8 protein-coding genes and 1 pseudogene are annotated in these 6,864 nt (G+C 60.3%); 2 read left to right on the forward strand and 7 right to left on the reverse strand.

Annotated features, from left to right (window positions below):
- Positions 1–335: 335 nt before the first annotated feature.
- Entirely contained in the window at positions 336–1,052 is a 717-nt protein-coding gene (locus QN413_RS26615) for a hypothetical protein (RefSeq protein WP_323499580.1), read from the reverse strand.
- Between the two features lie 22 nt (positions 1,053–1,074).
- On the opposite strand from QN413_RS26615, the gene QN413_RS26620 reads away from it, so the two are divergent.
- A complete protein-coding gene (locus tag QN413_RS26620; RefSeq protein ID WP_323499581.1) occupies positions 1,075–1,497 on the forward strand; it encodes a hypothetical protein in 423 nt (140 codons plus the stop codon).
- Positions 1,498–1,699: 202 nt separating this feature from the next.
- Here QN413_RS26620 and QN413_RS26625 read toward each other — a convergent pair whose 3' ends face one another.
- Both QN413_RS26625 and QN413_RS26630 read right to left on the reverse strand, forming a co-directional pair.
- Positions 1,700–3,034, reverse strand: a complete 1,335-nt coding sequence (locus QN413_RS26625) for a HipA domain-containing protein (protein ID WP_323499582.1) — start codon at positions 3,032–3,034, stop codon at positions 1,700–1,702.
- On the reverse strand, positions 3,031–3,213 hold the full coding sequence (locus tag QN413_RS26630) for a hypothetical protein (protein WP_323499583.1): 183 nt from the start codon (positions 3,211–3,213) through the stop codon (positions 3,031–3,033). The genes QN413_RS26625 and QN413_RS26630 overlap by 4 nt, the downstream gene beginning before the upstream one ends.
- Before the next feature lie 151 nt (positions 3,214–3,364).
- On the opposite strand from QN413_RS26630, the gene QN413_RS26635 reads away from it, so the two are divergent.
- Positions 3,365–3,943: a DUF1643 domain-containing protein gene (locus tag QN413_RS26635; protein WP_323499584.1), complete on the forward strand. Its 579-nt coding sequence runs from the start codon at positions 3,365–3,367 to the stop codon at positions 3,941–3,943.
- 257 nt (positions 3,944–4,200) lie between these two features.
- On the opposite strand, the gene QN413_RS26640 is transcribed toward QN413_RS26635, so the two are convergent.
- The 4 genes and pseudogenes from QN413_RS26640 to QN413_RS26655 form a co-directional block, all read right to left on the reverse strand.
- Positions 4,201–4,359: a hypothetical protein gene (locus tag QN413_RS26640; protein ID WP_323499585.1), complete on the reverse strand. Its 159-nt coding sequence runs from the start codon at positions 4,357–4,359 to the stop codon at positions 4,201–4,203.
- A gap of 164 nt (positions 4,360–4,523) precedes the next feature.
- On the reverse strand, positions 4,524–5,378 hold the full coding sequence (locus QN413_RS26645; protein ID WP_323499586.1) for an NAD(P)-dependent oxidoreductase: 855 nt from the start codon (positions 5,376–5,378) through the stop codon (positions 4,524–4,526).
- A gap of 3 nt (positions 5,379–5,381) precedes the next feature.
- Positions 5,382–6,386 (reverse strand): transketolase family protein, encoded by a 1,005-nt coding sequence (locus QN413_RS26650; protein ID WP_323499587.1) that lies wholly within the window; start codon positions 6,384–6,386, stop codon positions 5,382–5,384.
- Positions 6,386–6,790, reverse strand: a pseudogene (locus tag QN413_RS26655) (transketolase); the annotation flags it as partial. The pseudogene QN413_RS26655 and the gene QN413_RS26650, both read right to left, overlap by 1 nt.
- Positions 6,791–6,864 lie beyond the last annotated feature (74 nt).

Genomic DNA, 6,864 nt, shown 5'->3' on the forward strand with positions numbered 1-6,864 from the left:
ACCATGCCCATGATCCGCCGCCTGCTCAATCTCGGCATCCCGGCATCGTCGCTGGTTGGTCAGCCTGAGCCGGTCTCGGCCTGACACCCGCTACGCACTGAGGGCACCCCGAGCCCGCTGCGCTGGGGCTTTTTAACGAGGCGGGTCTGCGCGACACGCCGATCGGCGAGGCCATGGCCATGACGGGGCACCGCACCGTCGCCACCTTCCAGGGCTACTACCAGTCGGCAGCGATCCGTCGCAGCAAGTTTTCCAGCATGATGGATACGCCGCCGTCAAAGGACGCATAGGCCGGGGCTCGCAAAGCTCCGTTCCTGAATGGAAAGTGGCGCGATTCAGCCCTTCGGCGGCTTGGGCTGTGCGTCCGACTGCGTCGGCGCATCGTGCGCGTCTTTGAGCCTTGCAAAAACGTCCTGGCACCGCACGCGCAGTTCCTTCGCGACCTTGGCGTTGCCGCCGGGTAATGCCAGGAATTCCGGCCCCTTAACAATGATTCCGAGTCGCTCGATGTGTTCGTCCTGCATGAAGGCGACCGCACGTTCGGTGTCGAACTCCGATGTGCTGGCCAGCAGCAAAATCCTCAGCGCGTCTTTGGCATCCTTGCGCCCATGCTCGGAAGCGTGACGGTCCACGGCAGCGCCGAGTTTGAGTACCAAGAGGTGCTCGAGTGAGGCGACGCGCACGCCGTCGTACTCCACGGCGAATGCCGCAACTTGGTCGTAGGGGACCGGCAGGGACGACTGACGTTCGGCGTAGACATCAAATGAAAACCCCGCCTTTTGAAACGCATGCTTGGTGAGCCTTGAGTTCTGCGACAACTCTTCGATCTCACGGAGATCGCTCAAAGCGGAAAGAGAAATATAGAACGCAGCGTCCGCGGTCGCTTCGGCATAGGCCGCCGTCAGCGAATGGTTTGTGGCGTGAAGGTAAGCGGCAAGGCCGCCGATAAAAACAAGATCCGGCTCATAGAGGCGACCGATATTGGCGGCTTTCGCGATCAGCGCGGCAAAGATTGCCTCCGGCGATCGCGCGAAAGAAGCAACGCTGGCCATATTGCGTTACTGTAACGAGATCATGGCTTTGCCGCTCTTCTTCCCTCCGGTGCGCTACACGCCTCAAATCGACTGCGCTCACGCGGTGCCGCTCCATGAGTTGTGCAACCGCGCGGAGACACGCTGCGAAGCATTTGGGGCTTGGACGAAGCGCCCCATCGTTGTGTGCGACGCAGGCGAACAACTGCCGTGGATCCGCGCCGAGCCGGGTGACTGGGCGGCCGTCGAGGTCGGCGTCCCGCATTTGCGCGGGAGCCTTCGGGCGCAGTCTCGGTGGGCGCTCGGCGCATTGGCCTTCGTGCTCTTCGACGGCGTGGCCAGGGCAAGCATCGTTGGCAAGGACTGGTCTCGCATCGAGCAGCCGCGTGGCGCTGCACCGGGCGACCGACGACCGCTCTCCAATGCCGAGCGACAGCGCAAGTACCGAATGAGAGCTGGCGTCTAGCAAGGCGCGGCGCCTGCAAGCGTTCGCAAATAGCTTCGTTCAACATCGGCCCATTCGCGCTTGTTGGCGTTGCCTACGGCTACTAAAAGTCGGCCGCGATCCGTCGCAGCAAGGTGGCCAGCATGCTGGAGACGCCGACGCCAAAGGAACCGTAAGCGGGGCGGCCGTGTCTCTGCTGACCCCTGGTCACGCCACGTAGCATCTAACGCGCATTCTCACTTTCCCGCTGAGGGACGACCGGCGGCTGCGGAACATGCAACTCCAACGCGGCTCCAAGCCAAGCGTTTTGTTGTGGGCCTTCGAACAAGCTGCGGTAAGCAGCGAGATCTGGGCCGCGCATTTTTGCTGCCTGTGCATACGGAGCCCAACAGGTTGCAACTGTGTTGGCCATACGGCTGATACACGCTGCCGCCTGCGCATCAGTCAGATCAAAGTAAAAGCTCCGGTCCACCATCTCCTGAGGCGTTGGCAGTTCTCCGACATCGGTATCGAACGCGATTTTTAATTGCGGACGGCGATCTGTCTGGGGATTGATGTCGAAGGCGGGAGAAAGAGACCAATCCCCATTGACGTGGAGAAAGCCGTGGTTCTTGAGGTGATCATCCGTGTTGTTGACCAGCAGCTGGAAGACAATGCGTCGAAATAACTCTTGCCGCTGCTCTCCTGCAAGGCCAGCCTCCATCATGGCTTCGGCCATCTTGACGTAGGTCACATCAGAATCGATGGCAGTTGACGCATCCATAAAGGTTTGGGCGCTCACATAGTGAAGGCGCAAATCATGACTGGCACCAGCCCGATCAAATCGCTTGAACAAGCCGACCGGATTGTCGCGGCCGATTTCAAACAGCCGTGCCTCGGGAACCGTGATGCCGCACGCATCAGCCAGCCAGTTGGTCATCACTTCTGCTCGCTCGATCGCCGAATTTTCATCTTTCTCCGAAGTAAATTTCGCCACCCATAAGCAACCGTGCGTATCCCGGAGTGTTGCCTTCGGTCGTGCGCCCCCTAAGCCAGACCCGGGCAGCAGATCTTTCCATTCGTCCCTCAACGCCTTGCGACCCTCAAAGGATCGGGCCGCCCGGGCGAGATCCGTCAATTGAACGTCAAAAGGTATGACTGGCGAGATCCCATTCCGTGTGGTCAAAGGAATGCCATGTGTGTCGAGCACACGCAACGCGCCGAGCCTTGTAGCGTCATCGATCAACGTCAAAAAGTGTAGATCACTTGGCTCAATAGCGCCTTGCTCCCGCGCATCGCGTCGCATCAGGCTGCGCCCCCATCTGTCGGGACACAGATCCGCCAGCACCGGGGGTAGCGCCAGAAAATGTGGCAAGGCAGGATTTTGCGCAGCTGCCGAAAAAAAATGAGGCGCCTCCTGCAAACGGAGCGCGGGCGCGAGTGCGAAAGCAGCTGGGCTTGCACGCCAGGCCGAGTTATAGGTAAATGAGCTGCTTTGCCGCCCTCGCTCGGAAGTAAATCGCAATTCGCCAACCACCGTTTCGGTGTCGATAAGACAGATCTTGAGCGCCTCAGTCACGGAATCTCCTTACTCGCATTCGCTACAGAAGCTGGTGAAGTTTGCTTCGGACGTAAGTCGCTGCGCCTGGCCATCATGTGGACCTTCAAGTCATCCCGCAGCGGGATTTGCATGTCGGCGGCCTGCCGCCATAGGTTCGTGTTTTTGATCAGCCAATCCGGATTCAGGTCAAGTTTCATTTGCGCTCCGCCGCATCGCCGCATCTCAATGTTTCGTGCATTCGGGGTTGAGGGGGGCAGCTATCTGGCGGATTTGTTTTGCAAAGTTAGCCCAGGAACATTCTGCAATTTCCTTGCGGGTGATGGCGGGCCGGCGGTTGTCGTGCCAATAATGAATGACATTTTTCCCACCGCGAACATGGCTTATCAAGAATTCAATGACGGCAGTCCAGCAGCCAACAGTGCAACACCAGGCTCTGAGCTCAGTACACATCGGCCTGAGACCCGGACTTCTCTTGTTACTCCACTCGTTACTCCCCGTCTGGTCGACAAGCCACACTTCGACATCTACCACTGCGACCACTCCGACGCGTGGCGCTTCGCAGTTGGGCGCAGTGGCCGGAAGTCTTTGGTCGCCATTGGGGTGCATCCTTGCCTCGCGCAGGATGAAGATCACGATGACGCTATTGCCCGGGCCGAGGCGATGGCCGAGCGGTACGACTGCGACGGCCTCGTCGTTATGAATCTTTGCCCGATCCGCGCCAGTTCCCCGCACGATCTGCCCTGGTCGATTGGCGCGGACGCCTACCAGCGCAACATGCTCGAGCTCGTCAGGACGATCACGAGCGCCGCAGGCGCAACCGTTTGGGGTGACTGGGAACATGCTGGTGTCAGGGACTACCTTGGGCGCGCACGCGAGGACCTCCTGGAGCGGGTGGCGGACACTCGCGTGCGCTGGGTCGCGGGTTAAATGCGGGTATCGAAGGCACGGCTGTGCAGGGAACGCGTGCGAGATCAACAGGTTCGACTGGCTGCTTCCGGGCCATGAGCCGACCTTCGACCCAAGCTGTCATCGCACTAGGAAATCACAAGCTATGGCTTATCGCTTCACAGGATTCTTGTCGCCAGGATTGGACAGAATCGCGAGACCAGCAGTATTACCGTAAGCGGAAGTCAATGGAATGAACGCCCCTACCCGTAACCGCATCCAGGTGGGAGTGGCAAAATTCAGGGGCGCATCCCATAAAATCGCAGCAGCAGCCACTTCTCGCACGATTCCTCCAGCCCGTTGCGTTTCATGCGCTGACCGACGACATAGTGGACTGCAGATTCAGCATCGGCACTTGAGATTGGCAGGCCCTGCGCGCATCGTTGCTGGTAGTTCACCAGGTACTTCGAACAGCCTCGCAGATACCGAATGAGCCGACCTAACCCCGCTCGATGCAACCTGCGTCTTCAGTCCGACGAGCTTCACTTGTCATTTGCTCGACGGATTTGCTGCTGTGCGATCAGCAAAGTAAAATATCAAGGGCCTGACAAATTCATGAAAGTCAGGTCGTACTGAACCAAGTTTCAATGACCCGACTGTCATCGCGCGCCGCGAGTCCTGCCTCAGCTGCCATACAAAAGCGCTCGTGAGCGATCGACAGCAATGGAAGTTGTGCGCCGCAAGTCTCGCCTGCCGCCATCACAAGACCGCTGTCCTTGACGAAGATATGGACCGTGCTCGTTACTTCCACATCGGTGCCCGCCACCATGCGCGGGCCACGATCAGAAAGCATCCAGGACCCGGCCGCACCGCCTTGCACCAGACCCAGGACTACCGCAGGATCGAGGCCCAGCAGGCGTGCCAGATTGAGCGCCTCGGCGGCCGCAGCGATGTGCACTGAACAAAGATGTTGGTTAACCACCTTGATGCTCTGCCCATCGCCGAGTCGTTCGCCCGTCACACGAACCGTGCCCATGGCCTCCAGCAACGGCCTGGCTGAAGCCACGTCGGGCGGAGAGCCCGCGGCGAAGATCACCAATTCTGCGGTTTTCGCGCGCGCCACTCCTCCTGTCACCGGGGCGTCGACGACACGAGCGCCTGCACGCTGAAGCGCTTCTCCCTGTTCACGCACGGACTGGGGCCCGACCGTCGACATGATGATCCACAGCATGCCCTGCGCTGCCGTGCCGACGCGCTCGACGAGCATCGCCAGTTGATCGGGCGTTGCGACCATGACCACGACCGCATCGGCAGGCGGCGCCTCGGAAAATTCGCGGACGGTTTCGATCCCCTGAGCCATTGCGAGCGCCAGGACTGCGTCCGAGACATCGACACCGGTCACAGCATGTCCTGCCGCCTTGATCTGCAGGGCCATCGGCAAGCCGATCGCGCCAACTCCAATGAATGTCACTTTCATGGCTCAGACCCAGTTCTTGATTTGCCGGCTCATCGTCTGAGTCGAGATGCCGTAGCGGTCGTGCAGGGTTGGCAGCGCGCCCGCATCAAGGAACGCGTCCGGCAGGCCGATCTGGCGGAATGCCGTGCTTACGCCCGAGCGCATCAACAGGCCGGCGACCGCCTCGCCCAGTCCACCGATGACAGAGTGGTTTTCCGCAACCACGACAAGCCGGCCCATGCGCCGTACTTCCGCCAGGATCGTCGCCTCGTCGAGCGGCTTGATGGTGGGCACATGCAGCACCGCAACCTCGATGCCATCGGCCTTCAGCTGATCGGCAACTTCCAGAGCGCGCATGGTCATGAAGCCGCTGGCGATCACCAGCACGGCATTGCCGTCACGAATCAGCTTGGCCTTGCCGAGCTCGAACTTGTAGTCGTACTCGTCGAGTACCAGCGGCACGTTGCCGCGCGGCAGTCGCATGTAGACGGGGCCCTGATGGTCGGCCATTTGCGGCACGGCCTGTTCGATGTCGAGTGCGTCACACGGGTCGATGATCGTCAGCCCGGGAATGCAGCGCATCATGGCCAGGTCTTCGGTTGCCTGATGACTCGGGCCGTAGCCTGTGGTCAAGCCGGGCAGTGCACAGCAGATCTTGACGTTGAGGTTTTCTTCGGCAATGACCTGGTGCACGAAGTCATAGGCGCGACGGGTGCCGAATACGGCATAGGTCGTGGCGAAGGGAATGAAGCCTTCCTTGGCCATACCGCCCGCGGCTGCCATCAGCAGCTGCTCGGCCATGCCCATCTGGAAGAAGCGCTCCGGGTACTCCTTGGCGAAGAGGTGAAGGTCGGTGTACTTGGCCAGATCGGCCGTCATGCCCACGATCTCGGGTCGGTTGCGTGCCAGCTCGACCAGCGCCTTGCCGAACGGGGCCGCCGTGACACGCTGGCCTTCGCTCGCGATCGAGGCAATCATGGCCGAGGTGGTGAGCCTTGGCTTCTTTTCAATGGTGGTGAGGGTGTTCATCACACGGCTCCTTCGGTTTGGGTGCTGTCGACATGAGCGATGGCCTGTTGCCACTCTGGCGGATCGACACGGATGAAATGATTCTTCTCGCGTACCTCAAGGAACGGCACACCCTTGCCCATCAACGTGTCGAACAGGATCACGCGCGGTTTGTCTTCCTGCAGCGCACGCGCTGCATCGAACGCAGCGATGACGGCAGGCATGTCATTGCCGTCGACGCGTTGCACATGCCACCCGAACGAGGCCCATTTGTCGGCGAGCGGCTCGAAGCCCATGATCTTTCCGGAAGGACCATCGGCCTGCTGGTTGTTGATGTCGATCAGGCAGATCAGGTTCGACAGGCGATGGTGCGCCGCGCCCATGGCAGCTTCCCAGGTCGATCCTTCGTCCAGTTCGCCATCGGACTGTCGGCGCCGATCTCAACTTGACCCACCCTGCCGATCTCAACTTAACCCGGGAATGGGTGCCGGCGTTGTAG

Origin of the sequence: Variovorax sp. LG9.2, from assembly GCF_035018885.1 — a bacterium.
Classification (GTDB): Bacteria; Pseudomonadota; Gammaproteobacteria; order Burkholderiales; family Burkholderiaceae_C; genus Variovorax.

What these genes read in the sequence shown, in the direction of transcription:
- QN413_RS26615 (WP_323499580.1), bottom strand. Translation starts at nt 1,052, where the DNA reads ATGGCCAGCGTTGCTTCTTTCGCGCGATCGCCGGAGGCAATCTTTGCC.
- QN413_RS26620 (WP_323499581.1), top strand. Translation starts at nt 1,075, where the DNA reads ATGGCTTTGCCGCTCTTCTTCCCTCCGGTGCGCTACACGCCTCAAATC.
- QN413_RS26630 (WP_323499583.1), bottom strand. Translation starts at nt 3,213, where the DNA reads ATGAAACTTGACCTGAATCCGGATTGGCTGATCAAAAACACGAACCTA.
- QN413_RS26635 (WP_323499584.1), top strand. Translation starts at nt 3,365, where the DNA reads ATGAATGACATTTTTCCCACCGCGAACATGGCTTATCAAGAATTCAAT.
- QN413_RS26645 (WP_323499586.1), bottom strand. Translation starts at nt 5,378, where the DNA reads ATGAAAGTGACATTCATTGGAGTTGGCGCGATCGGCTTGCCGATGGCC.
- QN413_RS26650 (WP_323499587.1), bottom strand. Translation starts at nt 6,386, where the DNA reads ATGAACACCCTCACCACCATTGAAAAGAAGCCAAGGCTCACCACCTCG.